The sequence below is a fragment of the Allokutzneria sp. A3M-2-11 16 genome (genome assembly GCF_024213555.1).
In the GTDB taxonomy this organism is placed as follows: domain Bacteria; phylum Actinomycetota; class Actinomycetes; order Mycobacteriales; family Pseudonocardiaceae; genus Allokutzneria.
Map to the genome: position 1 here is coordinate 3,350,855 of NZ_JANAVO010000001.1, position 22,985 is coordinate 3,373,839.

The following is a 22,985-nucleotide window of genomic DNA, read 5'->3' on the forward strand; positions in this document are numbered from 1 at the left end:
GGTACAGGGCCATCTGGTGTTCACGAGTCATTTGTGCAACAGCCCTTCGCTTTCCCGGACGAGCATCGTGTCGACGTAACGAAGTAGTGCGCTGTCGTCGGGGCCCGATGCGACGATCGGAGTGAATTTAGGCCCTCGCTGACCGTTGTCGGCGGCCTCGAGAGTGGAGTCGAAGAGCAGTTTCAGGATGGCGTGCTCCTCGGGGGAGTGGGTCTCCAGCTTCGAGAGCCAGTCGGCCACCGGCAACGTGTCGATCGGCTTTCCGGTGCCCCGCAGGAGGTGCAGCAGGTGCGTGAGGCGCACCGGTCGCTGGCTCGTCAGCACGAACCGGCTGCCGTCGCGCTGCTCCTCCGCACCGAGCTGGGCGAGCAGACCGGCTGTCTCGTCCACCGCGATCCACGGTTCTTCCAGCTCGGTGTCGGGTGCGGCGCCGAGTTCGAGGATGAGCCGCAGCACCCGCAACATGATGTCGCGCGTGTTTCCCTGCCCAGTGCGCGAATCTCCGACGATCCGGGGCAGTCGGTAGACCGCTGACGGCAGTCCGCGCTCGTGCGCGGTGGTGATCAGCTGCTCGGCGTCCGACTTGGTCCGCGCGTACCCGCCGCTGTCACCACCTTCGTCGGCGGCGGAAATGGTTGACACGAACTGCATTTGCTTGAGCCGCGTGGTGACCGCCAGCCGGATCAGTTCGCGGGTGCCGTCCACATTGGCCGCTTCGAGCTGTTCGTAGCTGGCGAGCGCATCGACCCGGGCACCGTTGTGGCAGATCAGGTCGATCTCCTCCGCCAGCCTGCCGAAGGTCTCGGCGGTGAGGCCGAGCCCGGGTGCCGTGAGATCGCCGACCACGACCGTGATCCGCTCGTGGTCGATCTCCTGCCACAGGCCGTAGCGGTCGAGGTTGTCGCGCAACCGCTGCCAGGCCGCCTGTTCGTCCGCTGCCCGGACGAGGCAGTGCACGCGTCCGCTGGTCCGCGTCAGCAGCTCGCGGACCAGGTACGCCCCGACGAAGCCGGTCGCTCCGGTGAGCAGGACGTCCGAGATCCCGCCGGATTTGCGCGCTGGCAACGAATCCGGGAGGACATCGCGCAGCACGGACTGGGCGTCGAACGAGCGGACATGGGTTGTGCTTGTCCCACCACTGACCACTTCGGCCAGCTTCGCGACCGTGGGCCGTTCGAACAGCGTCCGCAACGGCAGATTCAGCTGGAACGTCTCCTGAATCCGGACGACGAGCTGCGCGGCCTTCAGCGAGTGCCCGCCGAGGTCGAAGAAGTTCTCGTCCCTGCCAACGGTGTGGAGGTCGAGAACCCCCGCCCAGATCGCCGCCAACGCTTCCTCAGTCGGGTTCTGCGGTGCGGCAGACGTCGCGGCGGTGTCCGACCGGGTAGCGCTGTCGGGCTCGGGAAGCGCCCTGGAATCCAGCTTTCCGTTGATGGTCAACGGAAGCTCGGGGAGCGACACGAACACCGAGGGCACCATGTACTCCGGCAGTTCACGTCGCAGGTGGGCACGCAGATCGAGGTCGTCGAGAACCCCGGAGACCCCGAGGTAGGCGACGAGCCTCTTCTGTCCGGGGCTGTCCTCGCGCGCGATGACGGCGGCCTGCGAGATGTCCGGGTGGGTCAGCAGGGCGGCTTCGACCTCGCGGGGTTCAATACGGAAGCCGCGGATCTTGACCTGGTCGTCGACGCGCCCGAGGTACTCGATGTCGCCGTTTGCGTTGTGGCGGACGATGTCCCCGGTCCGGTAGAGCCGGTCGCTGGTGGTGTCGAAGGGGTTGGGGACGAACTGCTCCGCGGTGAGTTCCGGTTGTCCGCGATAGCCCCGTGCGACACCAGGTCCGGCCACGTGGAGTTCGCCCGGCACCCCGGTGGGCGCGAGTCGACCGTGCTCATCGAGGACGTACACGCGCGTGTTGCCGATCGGTCGACCGATGGGAATACCGTTGGTGTCAGCGGGAAGCGGCGCGGTGACGAGGTGGCACGTGGCGAACGTGGTGCACTCGGTGGGGCCGTAGCCGTTGACGATCTGCGTGCCGGGCAGTGCGGTGACGGCGCGGCGAACATGGTTCGCGGACAGCGCTTCGCCGCCGACGAGCAGGTGGCGCAGCCCGGACAGCGCGGTGGTGTCCTCGTCGACGATGTGGTTGAACAACGACGAGGTCAGCCAGAGCGTGCTGATCCGGTGGCGGGTGATCGCGTCGGCGAGCGGCCGGGCGGTGAGCACCCGCTCGGTGGAGATGACGCAGGTGGCGCCGCTGAGCAGGGCTCCCCAGATCTCGAAAGTGGCCGCGTCGAAGGAGATCGCCGACGCGTGCAGCAGCACTTCGCCGGGGCCGAGAATGCCGTCCGGCAGCCCGGTGACGAGCCGGATGATCGCCTGGTGCTCGATTTCGACACCCTTGGGGCGTCCGGTCGAGCCGGATGTGTAGATGACGTAGGCCAGGTCTCGTGGCCCCGCTCCGGACTCGGGCGCGGTCCGCGGTTCCTCGTCGAGGGTGGGATCGCCGATCAGGTCGGTGGTGATCACCAGCTCGGCCCCACCATCGGCGAGCAGGAGCCGTTGGCGTTCCTCGGGGTAGTCCGGGTCGATCGGCAGGTACGCGGCGCCGGTCTTGAGAATGGCCAGCAAAGCGGTGATCTGCCCGAGGGAACGCGGCAGGCACACTCCGACGAGGGTCCCGGGCTCAGCGCCGAGGGCCCGCAAGCGGTGCGCGAGTTGGTTGGACCTGGTGTCGAGCTCGGCGTAGGTCAGCGACTCTTCGTTGCACACCAAGGCTTTCGCGTCAGGTCGGTGGTGGACCTGCTCGGCGAACAGCGCGGGCACGGTCGCCGGAGTCGGCAACGTCGTGCTGGTGTTGTTCCAGGTTTCCACCAGCTGCCGGACTTCGGCGTCGCTCATCATCGACAAGGCGGACAGCGGTCGCTCCGGGTCAGCCCCGACAGAGGCGAGCAGCTGCTGGAAGTGTTGGGTGAACCGTTCGATCGTGACGCGGTCGAAGAGATCGGCGCCGTAGTCGATCCGCACCTCCAGCACGCCGTTCCGTTCTGCCACATGGCATTCGAGATCGAACGGCTTCGCCTCGGTGCTCGCGGGCGACACCTCCGACAACGGCGCATCCACCAGCTGGAAAGCGACCTGGGTGAGGGGGTGGCGGCTGAAGTCCTGTTCAGGCACCAGTTCTTCCACGAGGCGTTCGAAGGGAACGTCGTCGTGCTCGTACGCGCCGAGCGTGGTTTCCCGCACACGGCCGAGCAGTTCCGGGAAAGTGGGATCGCCGGACAAGTCAGTGCGCAGCACCAACATGTTGGTGTCGAACCCAATCGAGCCGGACGTGGGTGCTCCGACCGTCACATCGGTCGTGCGCGCGTAGCGGGACAGCGCGAGGTTGAAGGACGCCAGCAGCGTCGTGAAGAGGGGGACGCTGTGGCGACTGCTCAGCTCACGGAGCTTTTCCGCGACACCGGCATCCACGACGAAGGAGGTCGAGCCGCTGCGGGACGACGACACCGGCGGGCGCGCGCGATCTGTCGGAAGTTCCAGCGCCGCAGGGACATCGGCGAGTTGCTTCCGCCAGTAGTCGAGCGGTTCGCGGAGTGCTCCGAAGATCGGCTCGATGGGGTTCTCCAGCCCCTGTTCGATGAGCCTGACGAACCGGCTCGCGAGCCGCTTGATCGTGGAGCGGTGGAAGAGGCTGGAGCGGAACGTCATTGTGCCGTAGAGCTTGCCGCCCTGGAGGTGGGTGACCAGCTCCAGGTCGAACCGGGTGTTCACGCCCGCCCACGGCAACAAGGTGATCTCGCCTTCGCCGAGCACGGGGAGCTCGCCGTTGTGCACGACCACGGCGTCGAAGATCGCGTTGCGCCCCGGTTCCCGCTCCGGCTGGACCTCCGCGACCACCTGGTCGAACGGCGCCCGCTGGTGCGCGTACGCCTCGAACACCTTGGCGTGCGCCATTTTGAGCAGTTCGCGGAACGTCGTCGTCGGGGTGATGCGGGTGCGCAACACCACGGTGTTCACGAAGAAGCCGAGGACGTCGGCGAAGCGGCGGTCGTCGCGGCCCGCCAGCACCGTTCCGATCGTCACGTCGTCTTGGCCGGTCTGGAGGGACATCAGCCCCTGGAACACCGCCGCCATGACGCTGGAGAGCGCGCACCGGTTCCGCAGGGAGAAGGAGTTGAGCCTCGCTGTGAGCTCGGCGGGCAGTTCGAAGTAGACGTGGTCGCTGGCGAACTCGGGAACAGCCGATCGCGGCCGGTCCGTCGGCAGCCGCAGCGGTTCGAACCCGTCGAGCTCTTTCCGCCAGTAGTCGAGGTGTTTCGCGGCGGCCTCGTCATCGGTGCTCGCGCGCTGCGCCGTGACGTAGTCCTCGTACTTCGCCTCGATCGGCACGGGCGTCGGCGACGGGTAGAGGGTGGTCACGTCCTCGACGATGATCTGGAGGGAACGGCCGTCGATGACGATGTGGTGGAACACCAGGCACAGCACGGCCGATCCGTCGGAGCACTCGACCACGACGGCACGCGCGGGTGGCGCCGCGGCGAGGTCGAACGGCTCGGCGGCCAGCTCTCCCGCGTGCTTCTGCCATTCGTCACCGGTGCCCGCGGTCCGTCGCACCACCGGAATGCGGAAGCCCGTCACCGGGATCGCGGCGGGCAGGCCCGACTCGTCCACGTCGAAGGTCCAGCTGAGCACCGGGTGGCGCGCCACGAGCGCGTCGAGCGCCCGGTCCAGCTGCTCGAAGTCGATGCCGTCGCGGAACCGCAGCACGATCGGGATGTTGTACGCGGCGCTGGTCCGGTCGAGCTGCTGCACCAGCCACAGGCGCTCCTGCCCGAGCGACAACCTCATCGAGTTCTCCTTCATCAGGCGCTCACCGGCCGCGTCGCGGATTCGAGCAGAGCTTGTTCGTCGACTTTTCCGTTGCGGGTGAGGGGAATCTCGTCGACCACGACCCACTGTGCGGGAATCGCGTAGCTGGGCAGCAGATCTGACAGGTACGTGCGCAACGACCGCGGGTCCGCGTCGGTGCCGGGGCGCAGGACGACGGCCGCGACGAGCTGGGCGCTCCGGTTCGCCTGCCGGGAAACGACGATCACGGCGTCGCGGACGTCGGGGTGGCGAACGAGGGCGGTGCTGATCTCCTCGGGCTCGATGCGGTGCCCGTCGAGTTTGACCTGTTTGTCCACGCGGCCAAGGAAAACCACGTTTCCGGAGGGGTCGAGCCGGACCAGGTCGCCCGTGCGGTACAGGCGTTCGCCGACATCCGGCGAGAAGTGGCCGAACCGGCCCTTCGTCTCGGTCTCGTCGTCGAGGTACCCGTCAGCCAGACCCGATCCGGCCGCGTACAGCTCACCGACCGCGCCGGGAGGGAGGAGGCGGGCGTTGTGGTCGAGGACGAAAACCTTGGTACCGGCGATCGGCCTGCCGATGGGGAGGGGCCCGTCGATCTCCGCGCTGTCCCGCACGGTGTGCGTGGTCGTGAAGGTGGTGTTCTCGGTGGGGCCGTACCCGTTCGTGATCACCAACCCGGGGTGCAGGTCGAGCACGCGCGCCACGGCCTCGTGCGGCACGACCTCGCCGCCGCTCACCAGCCAGCGGAGTCCGGCGAGCGCCCGCGGCCGGGACTGGGCGACCAGCCGGAAGAGGCTGGCAGTCAGCCAGGCGACCGAGATCTTGTTGTCCTTGAAGAACTTTTCGAGCTTGCCGACCGTCGGGAGCTTGGCGGGGAAGGCTTCCAGGGTCGCGCCGTTGAGCAAGGCAACCCAGATCTCGTACGTCGAGGCGTCGAAAGCCAGCGGCGCCATGCGCAGGACGCGATCACCGGGGCGCACCTGGAGCTCGGTCGTGAGCGCGAGCCGCGTGACCGCGTGGTGCGGGACGACCACACCCTTCGGTTCGCCGGTCGATCCGGAGGTGAACGCGATGTACGCCGTGCGGTGCGGGTCCGGAGAGCCAGGCGTCCAGTCGAGCGGCCTGTCGTCGTGCTGTCCGGGCTGCCAGGAGTCGACGCAGGTGAGCTCGTGCAGGGCCGGGTGGTCCGCCGTGCTGGCGTCGGTCACCGCGACCGCGGGCGCCAGTTTGCCGATGATCCTGCTCAGCCGCGCTTCCGGCGCGTCATCGTCGAACCCCGCGTACGCGGCGCCGAGGCGGATGATCCCCAGCAGCGCCACCACCTCGCCGACCGACCTCCGGGTCGCGACGAGCACCGTGTCACCGGGCCGGACCCCGGCGCTCCGCAGAACACCGGCGTACTGGTCGGCGGCGTGCGCGAGCTGCTCGTAGGTCAGCTCAACGCTCGCGTCACGGACCGCGACCTCCCGCGGCCGCCGCCGAACCTGTTCCAGGAACAGGGTTTCGATGTCGACCGCGGGAACGTCGGCGCCCACCAGCGCATCGAGGATTCGGCGGCGTTCCGGCGCGATGCAGCGCACGTCCTCAAGCGGACCGTCGAGGGAGGTCATCTCGTCCACCGCGGCGGCGACGTCGGCGATGAACCCGTGCGCGGCGTCAGGCACCTCGGTGGTGAAGCGCACCTCGCCGGACCGAAGATCAGCGTGCTCGGAAGCGATCACGAGGTCCACGGGTCCGTCGTCGGCGCCGCGGGTCGGGTGATCCGCCCGCAGGAAGTCGTCGATGAGCGCGTGGTCGTCGACCTGGAGCCGGATCACCCTCCCGCCGACCGCGATCGCGGCTTCGCCCACCGCGGTCCACCGGCACAGGGTCACCGCGAACGCGGCCACCACCAGCGCCGCGCGGTCGCGGTCGGCGGACCCGGCCGGGAGTTCGGCCGTCAGATCGTAAGGAGCGGCGTCAAGCATCGGCCTAGCTGCTCCCCGCACGTCGGCGATCCAGTCGCACATGGAGGTGGTCGGGCCTGCGGAAGATGTGGCCGCGCTCGCGCAGCCGCCAGAAACCCGGCCGGATGCCGTCGAGCGAGCCGCTGCGCCGGACGCCGCCGAACCGCAGCGACAACCGCTCGAACAGCGTGTCGAACTCCGCGAGGGCCAGCTGGATGCCCAGGCAGGTGTGCGGGCCGGAGGAGAAGGCCAGCATCCGCTGGTCCGGCCGCCCCGGCCGCCAGGTGTCCGGGTCCTCGAACGTCCGCTCGTCGCGACTGGCGCTGCCCAGCGACAGCAGGAGCGCGGACCGGCGCTTGACGTGCACGCCGTGGAGGTCCAGGTCCCTGGAGGCGTACCTGAGGACGGTGTGACTCGGCGGTTCCCACCGCAGCGTCTCGCGAACCACCTGGTCCCGGTATTCGGGGTCCGCCAATGCGGACAATTCGACGTTGTGCGCCAACAAGGCGTACATGATCTTGCCGATGGTGGCGACACTCGTCTCGGTCCCGGCGAGCAGGAACAGCGTGGCCGATCCCAGCAGCGACTCGTCGACCGGTTCGCCCGGCGGGAAGACGAGATCGAGGAACGGCATCCGGTCGCCCTCACGGCGATTCGCGAGCTTGTCCTTCAGATAGTCGACCAGCTCCGCCTTGGTCCTGAGCGCCGTCTCCAGCGAGGTCGCCGGAAACTCGATCGCGCCCGCCAGCGGAAGAACCCGGGGCCGCAGCCAGGCCGCTTCCTCCGGCGGCACCCCGAAGAGCCGGGTGACCATCGCATAGGGCACGCCGACCGCGACGCGTTCCATGAACTCGATCTCGACGTTGTCCGCGGACCCCATCTCGGCCTCGATCGAGTCGAGAACCTGGTCCACCGCCGGAATGAGAATCTCCTCGCGCAGCCGCCGAACCGAGGCGCCCACGAACAACGGCGTGAACAACTTTCGCAATTCGCGGTGGCGCGGGCCGTCGGCGTCCAGCAGCGTCGGGCCGAACAACCGGCGACTGCTGCGCATCGGGAATCCACTGATGACCTGTCGGTCCGTCAGCAGCTCGACGACGTCTTCGTACCGCGTGACCAGAAAAGCCTGGAAGGCTTCCGACCAGTGCACCGGGTCAGCTGCCCGGAGCTCCTTGTAGATGGGCCAGGGGTCGGCGAGAAACTCGTCGGAGCTGAAGTCCAAACTCAGTTTAGCGGAGCTCATCGATTGCCACCCTTACCCGATTTCGGTCCGACGCTTCATCTGACGGGCGGCCTCTTCCGCGGTGAGCTTCATGGACTCGGCGGTACCGTCGAGCGCGCCGTAGAGTCCGGGCAGAACCTCGTGGGAAAGCGCCGTCAACTGGTCGAGGGTCGCCTGGTGCGACACCCAACGGGGAACGAAGAAGTTCAGCGACACCGGGTCGCCCAGCCGAGCCAGCAGATCGCTGATCATGCGGGTGCAGGTCGCGGTGTCCCCGACAATGAACGCGCCCGAGTCGACCAGGCTCTCCATCGTCTTGCGGTGCGCGACCGGGGAGTCCGGAATGGGCATGCCCAGAATGTTCTTGTACAAACCGCGGCGCAGATCGGAGAAACCAGGCAGAAGTTCGTCGATACCCGCGGCCGCCGAGTCGGCGACGTGGACGAAAACGTTGCACCGGACCCGCGTGTCGCCGCCGGACTTGTTCCGGTAAGCGTCGACGCGCTCGACCATCGCGCCGACCGGGTCCTTGTCCATGCCCGGCCGGATGGCACCCCACGGCGGCACCACGTGCACGGTCGGCGTGGTCGCGGTGTCCGCCAGCATCTCGATCGCGGGGTCGCTCAGCGACGACGCGACGACGGTCTCGATGGAGCCCCGCAGCGGCCGGAGCTGCAACACGGCCTTCTTCGCGGTGAACCACGGGGTCGTGGTGTCGACGGTCTCGCCGCGGAGCAGCGCCTGCACGACGTCCAAGGACGCTCGGAAGTTCGCCCGGAGCGTGCTCGGGTCCACCCCGATCATTTCCATGTCGTGCACGTACGTGCCCGTGCCGACGCCCAGGATCGCCCGGCCGTCGGTGAGGTGGTCGAGCAGCACCATCCGTTCCGCGACGTGCAGGGGGTGGTGGTAGGGAAGGGGGATCACGCCGGTGGCGAGTCGAATGCGGTGCGTTTCCCGGGCCAGCGCCGCGATGAGCATCTCGGGAGCGCTGAGCGTGCTCCACCCGCTGGAGTGGTGCTCGCCGAGCCAGATCTCGTCAAAGCCCAGATCGTCGGCCAGCCCGCTCAGTTCGATATCGCGCTTCAGGGCGGCGTACGGGCTGACCGAAGGGTCGTGGAACGGAGGCAGGAAGCAGCCGAAAGCCTTTGCGTGCATGATGCGAAAACCCCGTAATCTTGTGTCGGAGGAGGAGTGTGCTGTTGCCTCAGACTGCCTGCGCCTCTTCCAGCAGGAGATCACAGAACTTGTTGACGGTGGTCAGGTCCTGGTTTTCTTCGAGGTCGATGAAGACGTCGAGCTTCGTCTCGATCTTCTCGATGAACGCCAGGAACTCGATCGAGCTCATCCCCGTCTCGGGGAACTCCGTGTCCGGCCCGATGTCCTGGCTTTCCAGTAGGCTGCCGGCAACCTCGTACAGGGCTTCGAAGATTTGCTTGCGCAGTTCCGCCCGTGTATCTTCCGCAGTCATGTGTTCCCTTAGTGTTGAATCTTGCGCCATATGGGCACACTGCACCCGAGTGTGGAATGCCGGTTTTCGCTGCCAGTGAGCGCAGCAAAGGGTGGAGCGGCGGTTCCAGTTGATCTACGCAGGCCGCGCTTGCCATTCCCCTTGTGGCTGGCGGTAGTCACCCCAGTACACTCCCTGCCGTACGTTCCGGTGAGCCGGAGTCCGCACAGGCGAGCGAGTTGACACCATCGTACCCGAATCGTCTCCGGTCCGGGGGGCTTATGTTCGGCTCGCGATCCTCGCCTTAAGTCGATTTAACATCTTCTCCTCCGCGCCACTGGCGCGCGTCCTGCTGTTTCCAGTATTTGAGCTGGTCTGAGCGACTGTCAAGACATGGATCAACAATCCTTTGGATGCCACGGTTTGGCCTGTTCGGCGGCGTGTTCGACCGGTGTTCTGTTCTCGAATGAGCCGGTCCGAGTAATCGTCAAGGCCCGTGGACCATGATCTTTACGCCGTGGCGGACGGGTCTGTTCGACGGAGCGCTCAACTGCGTTCGCCGAGTTCAAGTGCGCCACCAGGGTCGACCGCTTCATCAACGGAGTCGAACACGAGTGGCGACAAAAATCGTCATCGTCGAAAATGAAATACAGGTTGTGCGACGCATCTTCGCCGTGTACGCCGACGGCTAACTCGCCGCCGCGAAAGGCACCTGCCGCACCTGCTTCACCGAGCACCGCCCGGCACCGGACACGCTCAGCCGACCGGCTGCCCGCCGTCCGCCATGCCGACGCGGGAGCCCACACCGTGTCCCGCGCCGACCCGGCGCTCATCAGGTGCCCCCAGCAGGACTCGAACCTGCGACCGACAGATTAGAAGTCTGTTGCTCTATCCAGCTGAGCTATGGAGGCCGGGCGCTCGCGCGCCGGAAGAAGAGTAACTGTTGTTTCCGGGTGGTTCGCGCATGATCGGCAAACACGAACACGCGAAGTGGGGCGATCCAGGTCACGGCTTAGGCTCGACGGGTGCCTGAAGCCCCCGCCCCGAGCCGTGGCCGCGCCGCCGGTATCGCCGCTCTGGTACTGCCTGCCGTCCTGCTGGCGCTGGTCGTGGCCGGGGCGCTCACCGCGCTCTCGCCCGTCGAGGTGCTGATCCGGTTCGGTCTGTCCGATCCCGGTGACCTCACCCGCCTCGGGCTGCCCATGGTCCGGACGCTCGCCGAGGCGGGCGCGGTGCTCTGCGTCGGTTCGCTGATGTTCGCGGCGTTCATGGTGCCGCAGCAGTCGACCGGAAGGCTCACTGCGGACGGGTGGGCCGCGCTGCGGCTCGGTGCCTGGGGAGCGATCACCTGGTTCGTGGGCGCGGTGCTGACCGTGCCGTTCTTCACGGCCAACGCCGCGGGCAAGCCGGTGGCGGATCTGATCTCGTCGGGATCGCTGTTCGCGCTCATAGGACAGCTGGAGCAGGCGAGGGCTTGGGTTTTCACCGCGTTGCTGGCCGGGGTCGTTGCGATCGTGAGCCGCGTGGTGTTGTCGTGGGGCTGGACCGTCGGCTGTCTCGCGCTCGCGCTCGTGTCGCTGCTGCCCGTCGCGGTTACCGGTCACTCCGCTACCGGCGGCTCGCACGACGTGGGTACCAACAGCCTCATCTACCACCTTGTAGCAATGTCGCTGTGGGTCGGCGGGCTCATCGCGCTCGTGGCCCACGCGCGTCGCGGCGGCGGCAACCTCGGGTTGGCGTACTCGCGCTTCTCCAAGGTGGCGCTGGTCTGCTGGCTCGTCATGGCGGTCTCGGGCGTGATCAACGGCCTCGTGCGACTGCCCTTGGCGGATCTGTTCACGAGCACGTACGGCTTGCTCCTCGTCGCGAAGGTCGTGGCGCTCGGCGCGCTCGGCGTCTTCGGTCAGCTCCAACGCCGGCGTGGCGTCAAAGCGGTCTCCGAAGGCGCGGCGCGTGGCGTGCTGCTGCGCATCGGCGGCCTCGAAGTGCTGTTGATGCTGGCGACCATCGCGATCGGTGTGGCGCTCGGCAGCACTCCTCCGCCCAACGACAAGCCGGTCCTCGGCACCACCGAAGTCATGATCGGTTACACGCTCGACGGTCCGCCCACGGTGCTCAACCTTGTGCTGGACTGGCGGTTCGACCTCATCTTCGGCACGGCGGCCTTGGTGCTCGCGGCGCTCTACGTGGCCGGTGTGCGCCGGTTGCGCCTACGCGGCGACAAGTGGCCCGTAGGACGCACTGTGTCGTGGCTGTGCGGCTGCGCCACTCTTCTCATCGCGACCTCGACCGGGATTGGCCGATACGCGCCCGCGATGTTCAGCGTGCACATGGGCAGTCACATGTTGCTGTCCATGCTCGTGCCGATCCTGCTCGTGCTCGGTGGCCCGATGACGTTGGCACTGCGCGCGATCGCGCCCGCGGGCAAGGACGCGCCGCCCGGACCGCGCGAGTGGCTGCTGGCCTTCGTCAACTCACCGGTCAGCAGGTTCCTCACGCACCCGATCGTCGCGCTCGTGCTGTTCGTGGGCTCCTTTTACGGCCTGTACTTCTCCGGTCTGTTCGACGCGGCCCTGCCGGAGCACTGGGCGCACATCGCGATGAACCTGCACTTCATCGTCGCGGGGTACGTCTTCTACTGGCCCGTCGTCGGCATCGACCCGGCTCCGCGCAGGCTCCCGCCGTTGGGGCGCCTCGGGTTGCTCTTCGCCGCGATCCCGTTCCACGCGTTCTTCGGCATCGCCTTGATGAGCGCGCAGTACGTGATCGGCCAGGAGTTCTACTCGCAGCTCGCACTGCCGTGGGTCACCGACCTGCTGCTCGACCAGCGCCTCGGCGGCGGCCTCACCTGGGCCTCTGGCGAGATCCCGCTGCTCGTCGTGGTGATCGCGCTGGTCGTGCAGTGGGCCCGCGACGACGAGCGCGAGGCCAGGCGCGGTGACCGCAGGGCCGAGGTCGACGGCGACGCCGACCTCAACGCCTACAACGAGATGCTCGCCCGTCTGGCCGACCGCGACCGGTAGCGGTTACTGCCTGCGGAAGCCCTTGGCCGCGAAGACCATCCCGCCCGCCGCGATCACCAGGCTGATGCCGATCGAGGTGAACGCGGTGGAGCTGATCGTGCCCTGCAACGTCAGCTCCCTGGAGGCGTCGATCGCGTAGGTCAGCGGGTTGACCGTGGCCACGAACTGCATCCAGCCCGGCAGCCCGTCCAGCGGCATGTACGCGCTGGAGCCGAACATCAGCGGGAACATCGCCAGGAAGGTGAACATCTGCAGGGTCTCCGGATTGCGCATCCAGGTCGCCACGGCCAGGAACAGCCAGCCGAGGCCCCAGCCGACGATCAGCGCCAGCAGCAGCGCGCCCGCGACGCCGAACCCCTTGGGGGTGAAGCCGAACACCGCCACCGCCGCGACGATCATGATGATCAGCTGCACCGCGCTGCGCACCAGGTCGGCGAGGCTGCGCGCGGCCAGGATCGAGCCGCCGTTGATCGGCAGCGCCCGGAACCGCGCCAGCACGCCGTTGCGCAGGTCGTTGACGAAGCCGACGCCCGCGGTCATCGCCGCCGAGAGGGCCGTGGTGACCAGCGTCGCGGGCATCAGGAAGTTGATGTAGCTGACGCCCTTGGGGAAGCCGGGGGTGTTGGCCACGTTGGAGAAGACCTGGCTGAACAGCAACAGCATCATCAGCGGGGTCAGCAGGGTGAACAGCAGGTTCTTCGGGTCCAGCAGCACGCTGCGCAGCGACCGCCCGGTGAGCACCATGATCTGGGTGTACAGGCTGCTGCCCCGCCAGGTGGCGCCCTGGGTGGCGGGAGCGAGTGACGAACTCATCTGGGAACTCCTACTCACGCCGCGGAGATGGCTTTGATGATCTGGGTGACCGCGTTGGCGTTGTCCGCGTCGGTCTTCGGGTCGTGGTTGAGCGCCAGGTAGACGTCGTCGAGCGACGGCTCGGAGATGCCCAGTTCGGTGACCATCACCCCGGCCCGGTCCAGCGCCCGGACCGCCAGGATCAGGTCGGTCGAGGCCACCGCGGGGGAGGAGATCTTGCGCCGGGTCACGTCGTGCGAGGGGTGCAGCCCGGCCCGCTTCAAGGCGTCCATCGCCACCGTGACGTCCCCGGGGTGGGCCAGCGTCAGCATGATCGTCCGCGTGCCGATATCGCCCTTGAGCTGGTCGGCGGTGCCCGCGGCGACGATCCGGCCGGAGGCCAGCACCGTGATCCGGTCGGCCAGCCGGTCGGCCTCCTCCAGGTACTGCGTGGTCAGCAGCACCGTCGTCCCCTCGCGGACCAGCCGCTCGACGATCTCCCACAGGCTGTTGCGGCTGGACGGGTCCAGGCCCGTCGTCGGCTCGTCCAGGAAGATCACGTCCGGGTGGCCGACCAGGCTCGCGGCCAGGTCCAGCCGCCGCCGCATGCCGCCGGAGTAGGTCTGCGCCTTGCGCCCGCCCGCCGCGGTCAGGTCGAAGACCGTCAGCAGCTCCTCGGCCCTGCGCCGCGCCTGCTTCGGGCTGGCGCCGAGCAGCCGGGCGATCAGCACCAGGTTGTCCAGCCCGGTGATCTGCTCGTCCACCGAGGCGAACTGCCCGGTCAGCCCGATCCGGCCGCGCACGTCGTGGCCGTGGGTGAGCACGTCGTAGCCCGCGACCCGCGCGGTGCCGGAGGTCGCCGTCGTCAGCGTCGACAGGATGTTGACCAGGGTGGTCTTGCCCGCGCCGTTGTGCCCGAGCAGTCCCATCACCGTGCCCTTGGGGACGCTCAGGTCCACGCCGTCCAGGGCGGTCATCTTGCCGAACTTCTTGGTGATCCGGACGGCGTCGATCATCAGCTCGGTCATGCCTGCGGTCCTTCCTCGGTGCTGCTGCCTGCTCCGCGCAGGAAGAGGTCCACGAGTTCCTCGGGGTCTGCGGTGCTGCCGCCGAACCGGCCCGCCAGGCGGTCGACGAAGACCAGGCCGATCAGGTAGCCGGTCGAGCGCTCCGCGCCCAGCCGCAGCTCCCCGTCGTGCGGGGCGAGCAGGGCGGACAGCGCCTCGCTGATCGGCCCCAGGTGGCGCATCGGGCCGTCCCCGCCGTCGGCATTCTCCCGGTCGTCCTGGCGGTAGCCGGAGGCGGCCAGCCCCTGCATCAGCGAACCCAGCCGGTCCACGTGCGCGCCGATCGCCCCGACCGCGCGCACCAGGCTCTTGTGCAGGCCCTCGGTCGCGGGTATGGCTGTCAGTTCGGCGGCCAGGCCGTCCGGGCGGAACGCGGCCTCCAGGCAGGCGCCGATCAGTTCCTTCTTGTCGGCGAAGACCCGGAAGACGGTGCCCTCGGCGATGCCGGCGGCCTTGGCGATCTGGCTGGTCGTGACGTTGCCGCCGTGCTCGGCCAGCAGCGGCAGCGTCGCGCGCACGATCGAGTCCCTGCGGTCCTCCGGGCTCATCGCGGGGGCGCGCCTGCGCCGCGGGCTGGCCACTGTCATGCGGGCCAACCTATCTGAGTGAGTCCTCACTCAGTCAACCCGACCTCAACCTTTTCGCACCAGGTGCGGGTAGTTGTCCACATCCTTGGTGGTTGTCCACAGATCCGCGGCGGGACGGTCCTCGGCGTCGGCGGGGACCGCAGAGTGGAACCCGTCAGCCCAGTCCGACCCGGAGGTGGAGATGCACGACTCGAAGGCAACGGTGATCGGCAACGTGGTCAACGACCCGCAGAGCCGGACGGTGAAGTCCGGCGCGTGCGTGGTGTCGTTCCGCGTCGCCAGCAACCGGCGGCGCCTGGACCGGGCCAGCGGCGAGTGGGTGGACAGCGACCCGCTGTTCCTGTCCGTGCAATGCTGGGGAGAGCTGGGCGCGGGGGTGGCCTACTCGCTGCGCAAGGGCGATCCTGTCATCGTCACCGGTCGCCTGCGCACCAGGGAGTGGGAGGCCGAGGGGCAACGCCGCTCCGTGGTCGAACTGGACGCCGAGGCGGTCGGTCCCGACCTCGCGCGCAGCCTGGCCCGGGTGCAGCGCGTGCACCGGGCCGGGAACGGCGACGCGGGCGCGGCGCCGGAGCCGCGCGGGCCCCGGGACGACGCGGGCAGCGATGACAGCGTTGTCCCTGAGGCCGCGGGATCGCTGTATCCCGTGTGATCCACACTTGTTATTCGCGCACCACCCGGCGATGGCGTCACCATGGCGGGGTCGCGAGTCAATCAGGCACCGACAGGACGGATACGATCGCGGTTATGGCCGAGTACATCTACACCATGAAAAAGGTGCGCAAGGCACACGGGGACAAGGTCATCCTCGATGACGTCTACATCCAGTTCCTGCCTGGTGCCAAGATCGGCGTCGTCGGCCCGAACGGCGCCGGCAAGTCGAGCGTGCTCAAGATCATGGCCGGCCTCGATCAGCCCAACAACGGCGAGGCCTACCTCGCCCCGGGCTACACGGTCGGCATCCTCCAGCAGGAGCCGCCGCTGAACGAGGAGAAGACGGTCCTCGGCAACGTCGAGGAGGGCGTCGGCGAGATCAAGGTCAAGCTCGACCGCTTCAACGCGATCGCCGAGCAGATGGCCACCGACTACTCCGACGAGCTGATGGAGGAGATGGGCAAGCTCCAGGAGGAGCTGGACCACGCCGACGCGTGGGACCTGGACTCCCAGCTGGAGCAGGCGATGGACGCGCTGCGCTGCCCGCCGCCGGACTCGCCGGTGGACATCCTCTCCGGTGGTGAGCGCCGCCGCGTGGCGCTGTGCAAGCTGCTGCTGTCCAAGCCGGACCTGCTGCTGCTCGACGAGCCCACCAACCACCTGGACGCCGAGAGCGTGCTCTGGCTCGAACAGCACCTCGCGGGCTACGCGGGCGCCGTCCTGGCCGTCACGCACGACCGGTACTTCCTGGACAACGTGGCCCAGTGGATCCTGGAGATCGACCGCGGCCGCACCCACCCCTACGAGGGCAACTACTCCACCTACCTGGAGAAGAAGGCCGAGCGGCTGGCCGTCGAGGGCAAGAAGGACGCCAAGCTGCAGAAGCGCCTCAAGGAGGAGCTGGCCTGGGTCCGCTCCAACGCCAAGGCCAAGCAGACCAAGTCCCGCGCCCGCCTCGACCGCTACGAGGAGATGGCGGCGGAGGCCGAGAAGACCAGGAAGCTGGACTTCGAGGAGATCCAGATCCCGCCGGGCCCGCGCCTGGGCAACGTCGTGGTCGAGGTCGACAAGCTGCGTAAGGGTTTCGAGGACCGGGTCCTGATCGACGGGCTCAGCTTCGACCTGCCGCGCAACGGCATCGTCGGCGTGATCGGGCCCAACGGCGTCGGCAAGACCACGCTGTTCAAGACCATCGTGGGCCTGGAGAAGGCGGACGACGGCAACGTCAAGATCGGCGAGACGGTCAAGCTGTCCTACGTCGACCAGAACCGCGCCGGCATCGACCCGAAGAAGAGCGTCTGGCAGACGGTCTCCGGCGGGCTGGACTACATCCAGGTCGGCAACGTCGAGATGCCCTCGCGCGCCTACGTCGGCGCGTTCGGCTTCAAGGGCACCGACCAGCAGAAGGCCGCCGGAGTGCTCTCCGGTGGTGAGCGCAACCGCCTCAACCTCGCGCTCACCCTCAAGCAGGGCGGAAACCTGATCCTGCTCGACGAGCCCACCAACGACCTGGACGTGGAGACGCTCGGCTCGCTGGAGAACGCCCTTGAGCAGTTCCCGGGCTGCGCGGTGGTCATCTCGCACGACCGCTGGTTCCTGGACCGCGTCGCCACGCACATCCTGGCGTGGGAGGGCACCGAGGAGAACCCGTCCCAGTGGTTCTGGTTCGAGGGCAACTTCGAGGGCTACGAGAAGAACAAGATCCAGCGGCTCGGCGCGGAGGCGGCGCGCCCGCACCGCGTCACCTACCGCAAGCTCACCAGAGGCTGAGCGGGGACTGACGACCATGGCGGCTGGTGGCGCGGGCCAGGGAAGCAGCGAGGCGGGGTTACTTGTCACCTCCGCCTGGCGGCTTCGCTGGCGCGCGCCCGAGCTGACCCTGGTACTGGGCGAGCGCGCGGCCGAGATCGCGCTCGCCCACTCCGACGAGTGGGCCCGGCTGCGCGGCGAGATGCTGGCGCTGTTCGCGCTCAACCGGCTCGGGCAGGGCGTCTCCGTCGCCGAGCGCGCCATCGTCGCGATGTCTGCGGCGGAGGCGGTCGGCGAGGTCGAACTGGGCTGGCGGCTGCGGATCGAGCTGGCCAACTCCGCCAGGGTGGTCGGCACGCCGCTCACCGGCTTCGCGCTGCTGCGCCCGCTGCTGGAGGCGGGCGACGCACCGGCGGGCCTGCGCGGCGCGGCCATGGTGCAGCTGGTGGACTGCCTCGCCCGGCTCGGCAGCGTGCCCGAGCTGACCGACGCCCTCACCGAGGCGGACCAGCTCTACCAGCAGGACCGGCAGCTCGAAGCGGACACCGTGGTCATCCTGCGGGCGCTGCTGCGCGCGGCGGCCGCGGGCAACAACCGGCGGTGGGGCGACCTGCCCGCGGCGGTGCACGCGGCGGAGGAGGGCATGGCGATGCTCTCCGACCTCTCCGATCCGGCGGCCGACAGCGGCTACGCCAGCGGAAGGCTTGTCCTGCAACGGGTGTGCGCGCTCTTCGACCTCGACCGGGGTCGCGAGGCGGAGCGGGTCGCGCTGGAGTTCATGGAGCGCCCCGTGCGCTCCCCGCTCGCGACCAGCGTCGGCTGGCTCAAGTTCGCGCTGGCCACCCGGTTGCACCTGCCGAGGGGCAGCGCGGAAACGGCCGCTGACCTGTTGCGCGGCACCGCCCACCTGGCCCGCAGGCACCGTTCGGAGGCACTGCTCACGCAGAGCCTGCAATCGCTGGCGCACGTCTACGAGCTGACCGGCGAGCTGACCGACGCCCTCGGCTGCCTGCGGGACGCGCACGCCGCCGAACGCCGTCGCCAGCGCGCGGTGCACGGGGTGCGCATGATGCTGATCGAGCGGCTCAGCAGCATCCAGCCGCCCGGCCACGAGACCGCCGACGCCGGGACCTCACTGCGCGACCAGGTCGCGGCGACGCTGCGCCGGGGCCGGATCCGCCGCGACGTCGGCCGGGGGTCCGCCCCGATCGACATGCCCGGCCTGCTCAGCCAGACCGGGTTCCTCCGCAGGCTGGACGCGGTGGTCAACGACGGCGGGACCACCGACACCCTCGCGCTGGTGCTGCTCGACCTCGGCGGGTCCGATCCGGCCGATGCCGAGCCCCAGCCGGAGGAAATGCTCAACTCGCTGGTCGAGCGCGTGCGCAGCAGCGTGCCCAGTGAGGCCACCCTGGCCAGGGTCGACGGCGACGAGTTGGCCGTGCTGCTGCCCGGCACCACCCGGGACGAGGCGCAGCGCTGGGTGGCGGAGCTGCGTTCGGCCATCGGCCTCCCGGTCACCGTCAACGCGGGCGTCGCCGAGCACTGGCCCGGTGCCCGCACCGAGGACCTGTTCACCCAGGCCGACCGGGCACTCGCCGAGGCCAAGCGCCCCGCCCCGATCCCGTTGCCCGGCAACGGCTTCAGAACCGACACCGATTTCCGCGACACCGATTTCCGCGACGCTGGTTTCCGTGACGCTGGTTTCCGCGACAACGGCTACAGCGACGACACCGGCCACGGCGATACGGACTACAGCGACACCGACTACAGCACCGACTCCGCATTCAGCACCGGCGCCGAGCCGTTCGGGGCGGACCAGCTGCTCGACGCCCCGTTCCTGGGCGACCCGCGCCTCGACGAACCGGTCCACGACGAACCAGTCCACGACACATTGGCCGATGACACGCCCGTCGAGGACGAGTCGGTCGAGGACGAGCCGAGCAGCGAGCCCGCCGCGATCACCCCGCTGCCCAGCAGCGCGGTACCGGACGACTTCGGTCACCGGCTCGACGACGCACCCGAAGCCGAGGAGGACGAGGACACCTCCTGGCCGGTCCTCGATCGGGCCCCGGAGCCGCATCGCGAGGTCACCGAGGAGTTCGAGGACGAGGCCGTTCCGGACGAGGACCACCCCGCGCTCGGCGAGTCGCCGGAGCCCGCGTTCTTCGAGGCACCGACGACACCGCTACCGGTGATCAGCGACGCCGCGGAGCGCTACGCCCCCGCTGACCTAACCGTGGACGAGCACTCCGAGGACGACTACTCCGACGATCCTGACTACCCCGAGCAGGAGACCTCGTTCTCCGCAGAGGAGCTGGAAACCCGTTCGGTGCGCGAAGCGGAGCCGCAGGCCAGCGGGACGTTCGAACTGCCGAGCGGCCTGCTGCCCTCGGTGGTCAGCTTCGCCGCGATGCCGGACCCCGACACCAGGGAGACCGGCACCGCCGACCTCGACGACGAGCTGGTGGAGATCACCGAAGTCCGGCTGGAGCCCGAGCCGGTGGTCGAGTCCTACCACCACGACGGCTGGTCGGAACCGGACGAGCTGGAACTGTCCCCGGCCGTCCTGCCCCGCTTCGGCGAGTCCGAGCCCGCACCGGAGCACGACGCGGAGTACGACACCGAGGACCAGACCGAGGACCAGGTGCGCCGGGACTCGGTGGCCGAACTGCTCGCGCAGGTGATGGCCATGTCCAAGGGCGGAGCCGAGAGCCTGCCGGTCGACCCCGCCGAGGACGAACCGGAACTGTCCGAGCCGGTCCCGGTGCGCAACAACGGCTGGACCGACCCGGCCGAGACCCGCTCCGCCGAGCCCGCCCGGGAAGACGACTCCTCGGCGTACGACCGCGTGATGGCGCACGACTTCCTCGCCGAGATGCGCCGGGCCGACGTGGAAGCGACCGCGGAAGCGACGCCGGAGCCCGAACCGGACGAGCTGGAAGAGGACTCGGCCTTCGACGGCCTGAGCTTCTCGGTCGGGCTCCCGGTCAGCGCCCCGCAGACCGTCGAGGGTGACGAGTACGAGATCCCGGAAGCGCGCGCCGACTGGCCGCCGGTGTTGACCTCGCGCGATCTCCGGCTGCCCGGCTCGGTGCCGCCCGCGGCCGAGGAACCCGCCGAGCCCCAGCTGTTCGAACCCCGGTCTTTCGAGCCCCGGTCCTTCGAAACGCAGTCCTTCGAACCGCAGCCCGACACCGCCGAGTCGCCGCGGAACGGCTGGGCGAACGGGTTCCCGGCATGGCCCGCGCCGACTGCCGAGACCCCGGTGGACTCCATCCCCGAGCCGCCGCCCGCGCCGAAGTTGCCGGAGCCCAGCGAGGACCCGGAGCGCCCGGAGCCCAGCCCGATCCCGGACGTGCCGGAGCCGCAGCCCATTCCGGACGAGCCGGGCCCCGACGCCATCCCCGAGCCCCCGCGCCCCGTGCCGCCCCCGCACCCCGAGGCGGCGCTGTCCATCGGCCGAGGCGGGCACCGCGAGCCGACCACCCTCGACTCCGAGCACGGCCAGTCCAGGTACGCCGACGCCGACCAGAGTCCCGTTGGGCACGACGCCGTCGCGCACCGCGACCACGCGCGAAACGCCGACCAACCGGGCATCCGACGTCGCGCCGCCGCGGCGAAAGCTGACGACCACGCCGTCGCCGAACCAACAGTCACCGAACCAGACATCGACGACGCTGCCGTTGAGCCTCGTGACTCCGCGCCGAGGTCCGTCGACCATGCCGAGCATCGCGACATCGTGCAGAGGGCCGCTGGTCACGTTGATGTCCAGCACCGCCACAGCGACCAGAGGCCGATCGCCCGTCAGCAGCCCGACATCGAGCAGACACCCGCCGAGATCGAGCACAGGGCCACCGAACGCGTCCCGAGTGGAGGCGCCGAGCAGAGGACCGCTGAACCCGACGCCGTCGAACAGCGCAACGGTGCGCCGAGGCCCGCGGCACGCGCCAACGCCGAACCCGATGACATCGCGCCGAAGGCCGTCGAACACGCGGATGTCCAGCGCAAGCCGGACCCGGTCACCGAACCCCCCGTCGTCGAACCCGCTAGCGCCGCACCCGCTGAACAAGCGACGTCCGAACGCATGACAGCTGAACGCGCGATGACCGAAGCCGCGGCCGCCGCACCCGCTGTGCCCGTCGCCGAAGCTGCCGCCGCGGAACCGGAAGCGCAGGAGCCCGCGCCCGCCGCCCCACCGACGCGGGTGATCCGCCGCAGGTCCCTCGCCGCCGAATTCGCCAGCTGGGCCAACAGCCCCGAGGCAACGGGCGAGCCCGAAGGACGCGGTGACGAACGCGACAGTGATCGTGCCAACACCGGCGATCAACCCAACACCGGCGACCAGGCGAGCCCAGCCGACCGTTCGGCAGCCGCGAACGGTCCCGGGACCAACCCCTCGCTGGCCATCCACCGCGTCGTGCAGCGCCGGACCCTCGACGAGGCCGCCGAAACGCCCCCGGCCGCGGTCGCGGAGTCCGGAACGGCTCCCGCCGCCGCGGTGGAGTCAACACAAGGGGACTCACCGCAAGAAGAGCCATCACCGGCGGAGCAGCCGGAGCAGCAGCCCGGGGAGCGCAAGCGCCTGGCGGGCGGGCCGTCGTCCCGACGCCGCAGCAAGGCGGGGATCGGACTGGCCGAACTGCTGGCTGAGGCCATGGTCGCCTACGAGAGCAGCAAGTACGAGGCGCAGAACACCACCGTGATTCCCGACGCGGTCGCCCTGGACAGCATGCTCGAACAGCAGCACCAGCGCCCGGCGAACGGCACGCCGCCCGCGCCGCCGACCAAGGTCGTGCAGGCACCGGACTCGGCCACGACGCTGATGCCCGCGCCGGGCCACTCCGGCGCGCTGCCGCTGCCCGGACAGCCCACCACGGTCGTTCCCCGGCCCGACCACCACACCACCGCGCTTCCCACCGGCAACTCCGGCCAGCACACGAGGGTGGTTCCCGCGCCCGTCCAGGAGACGACGTTCCTGCGGCCGCAGGAATTCGCGCACCGCGCGCCGGAGCACCGGTCGGCGGGCCACCGGCGTCCGGAACCCCCCAACCCCGACCAGCAAGGGCCGGACCAGCGCACGGAGTACTGGGGCGAGCCCCAGGACATGCCGAGGACGGCGCCCTACGTCTCCTCCGGTCACCTGCCCACCCCGACCGCGGAACCGCGGCACCGCAACGAGATGGCGCCGAGCGGCGAGCACCCCGCGCCCACCTACGACAGCGGCTGGCTGGCGCGCACCCAGCGGGCGCCGCTGTCGATGCCGTCGATGCCTTCGGTGCCGATGGGGCTGCCATCCGCGCCGATGGGCCTGCCCCCGGCCCCGGGCGAGTACGGCACGGGCGAGCCCTGGACGCCGTTCGGCGCGGCCGCGGGCGCGCCCGGCCAGCAAGATCCATCTGCCCGGCACCGGGGGCCGGTGGAGCCGCCACCGGCCGCCGCACCGCGACCACCAGCCGTCGCATCGGATCACGCCGAATTCGGGCACGCCGACCTTCCCCCGTACAGGGAGGACGGGCCCGAGGGATCGCGACCCTGGGTGAGCTACGGCGCGCCTGAACAGCAGTGGTCTTCGCTGGATCGGGGTCACTCGAACGACTGACGTCGCACCGCTCGACGCGCCGGAACGGGGGTACGCCCG

Annotated in this window: 13 protein-coding genes and 1 tRNA gene; 4 read left to right on the forward strand and 10 right to left on the reverse strand. The window is 69.3% G+C overall.

The window, feature by feature from the left end; all coding sequences use genetic code 11:
- Nucleotides 1-27 precede the first annotated feature (27 nt).
- From NLX83_RS16550 to NLX83_RS16580, 7 genes are all read right to left on the reverse strand, one after another.
- On the reverse strand, nucleotides 28-4,851 hold the full coding sequence (locus NLX83_RS16550; RefSeq protein WP_254235735.1) for a non-ribosomal peptide synthetase: 4,824 nt from the start codon (nucleotides 4,849-4,851) through the stop codon (nucleotides 28-30).
- A 14-nt stretch (nucleotides 4,852-4,865) separates the two neighbouring features.
- Entirely contained in the window at nucleotides 4,866-6,821 is a 1,956-nt protein-coding gene (locus NLX83_RS16555) for an amino acid adenylation domain-containing protein (protein ID WP_254235736.1), read from the reverse strand.
- 4 nt (nucleotides 6,822-6,825) lie between these two features.
- Nucleotides 6,826-8,043: a cytochrome P450 gene (locus tag NLX83_RS16560; protein ID WP_254235737.1), complete on the reverse strand. Its 1,218-nt coding sequence runs from the start codon at nucleotides 8,041-8,043 to the stop codon at nucleotides 6,826-6,828.
- A gap of 12 nt (nucleotides 8,044-8,055) precedes the next feature.
- Nucleotides 8,056-9,180 (reverse strand): LLM class flavin-dependent oxidoreductase, encoded by a 1,125-nt coding sequence (locus NLX83_RS16565; protein ID WP_254235738.1) that lies wholly within the window; start codon nucleotides 9,178-9,180, stop codon nucleotides 8,056-8,058.
- Nucleotides 9,181-9,229: 49 nt separating this feature from the next.
- Complete coding sequence (locus NLX83_RS16570) at nucleotides 9,230-9,493, reverse strand: acyl carrier protein (protein ID WP_254235739.1); 264 nt, start codon at nucleotides 9,491-9,493, stop codon at nucleotides 9,230-9,232.
- A 377-nt stretch (nucleotides 9,494-9,870) separates the two neighbouring features.
- Nucleotides 9,871-10,209 (reverse strand): hypothetical protein, encoded by a 339-nt coding sequence (locus NLX83_RS16575; protein WP_254235740.1) that lies wholly within the window; start codon nucleotides 10,207-10,209, stop codon nucleotides 9,871-9,873.
- A gap of 100 nt (nucleotides 10,210-10,309) precedes the next feature.
- Nucleotides 10,310-10,383, reverse strand: a tRNA-Arg gene (locus NLX83_RS16580).
- Nucleotides 10,384-10,497: 114 nt separating this feature from the next.
- On the opposite strand from NLX83_RS16580, the gene NLX83_RS16585 reads away from it, so the two are divergent.
- Nucleotides 10,498-12,495, forward strand: coding sequence for a cytochrome c oxidase assembly protein (locus tag NLX83_RS16585; protein WP_254235741.1), 1,998 nt, complete (start codon nucleotides 10,498-10,500; stop codon nucleotides 12,493-12,495).
- Between the two features lie 3 nt (nucleotides 12,496-12,498).
- Here NLX83_RS16585 and NLX83_RS16590 read toward each other — a convergent pair whose 3' ends face one another.
- The 3 genes from NLX83_RS16590 to NLX83_RS16600 are packed head-to-tail and all read right to left on the reverse strand — an operon-like array spanning nucleotide 12,499 to nucleotide 14,941.
- On the reverse strand, nucleotides 12,499-13,308 hold the full coding sequence (locus NLX83_RS16590; RefSeq protein WP_254235742.1) for an ABC transporter permease: 810 nt from the start codon (nucleotides 13,306-13,308) through the stop codon (nucleotides 12,499-12,501).
- A 14-nt stretch (nucleotides 13,309-13,322) separates the two neighbouring features.
- Nucleotides 13,323-14,315, reverse strand: coding sequence for an ATP-binding cassette domain-containing protein (locus NLX83_RS16595; RefSeq protein WP_254235743.1), 993 nt, complete (start codon nucleotides 14,313-14,315; stop codon nucleotides 13,323-13,325).
- Nucleotides 14,312-14,941, reverse strand: coding sequence for a TetR/AcrR family transcriptional regulator (locus NLX83_RS16600; protein WP_254235744.1), 630 nt, complete (start codon nucleotides 14,939-14,941; stop codon nucleotides 14,312-14,314). The genes NLX83_RS16595 and NLX83_RS16600 overlap by 4 nt, the downstream gene beginning before the upstream one ends.
- Nucleotides 14,942-15,122: 181 nt before the next feature.
- On the opposite strand from NLX83_RS16600, the gene ssb reads away from it, so the two are divergent.
- The 3 genes from ssb (at nucleotide 15,123) to NLX83_RS16615 (ending at nucleotide 22,946) form a co-directional block, all read left to right on the forward strand.
- Nucleotides 15,123-15,593, forward strand: coding sequence for a single-stranded DNA-binding protein (gene ssb, locus NLX83_RS16605; RefSeq protein WP_254235745.1), 471 nt, complete (start codon nucleotides 15,123-15,125; stop codon nucleotides 15,591-15,593).
- A gap of 95 nt (nucleotides 15,594-15,688) precedes the next feature.
- Nucleotides 15,689-17,365 carry an energy-dependent translational throttle protein EttA gene (gene ettA, locus NLX83_RS16610; RefSeq protein ID WP_254235746.1) on the forward strand — a complete coding sequence of 559 codons (1,677 nt, stop codon included), beginning with the start codon at nucleotides 15,689-15,691 and terminating at the stop codon, nucleotides 17,363-17,365.
- A 16-nt stretch (nucleotides 17,366-17,381) separates the two neighbouring features.
- Entirely contained in the window at nucleotides 17,382-22,946 is a 5,565-nt protein-coding gene (locus tag NLX83_RS16615; protein WP_254235747.1) for a diguanylate cyclase domain-containing protein, read from the forward strand.
- The last annotated feature ends 39 nt before the right edge of the window (nucleotides 22,947-22,985 follow it).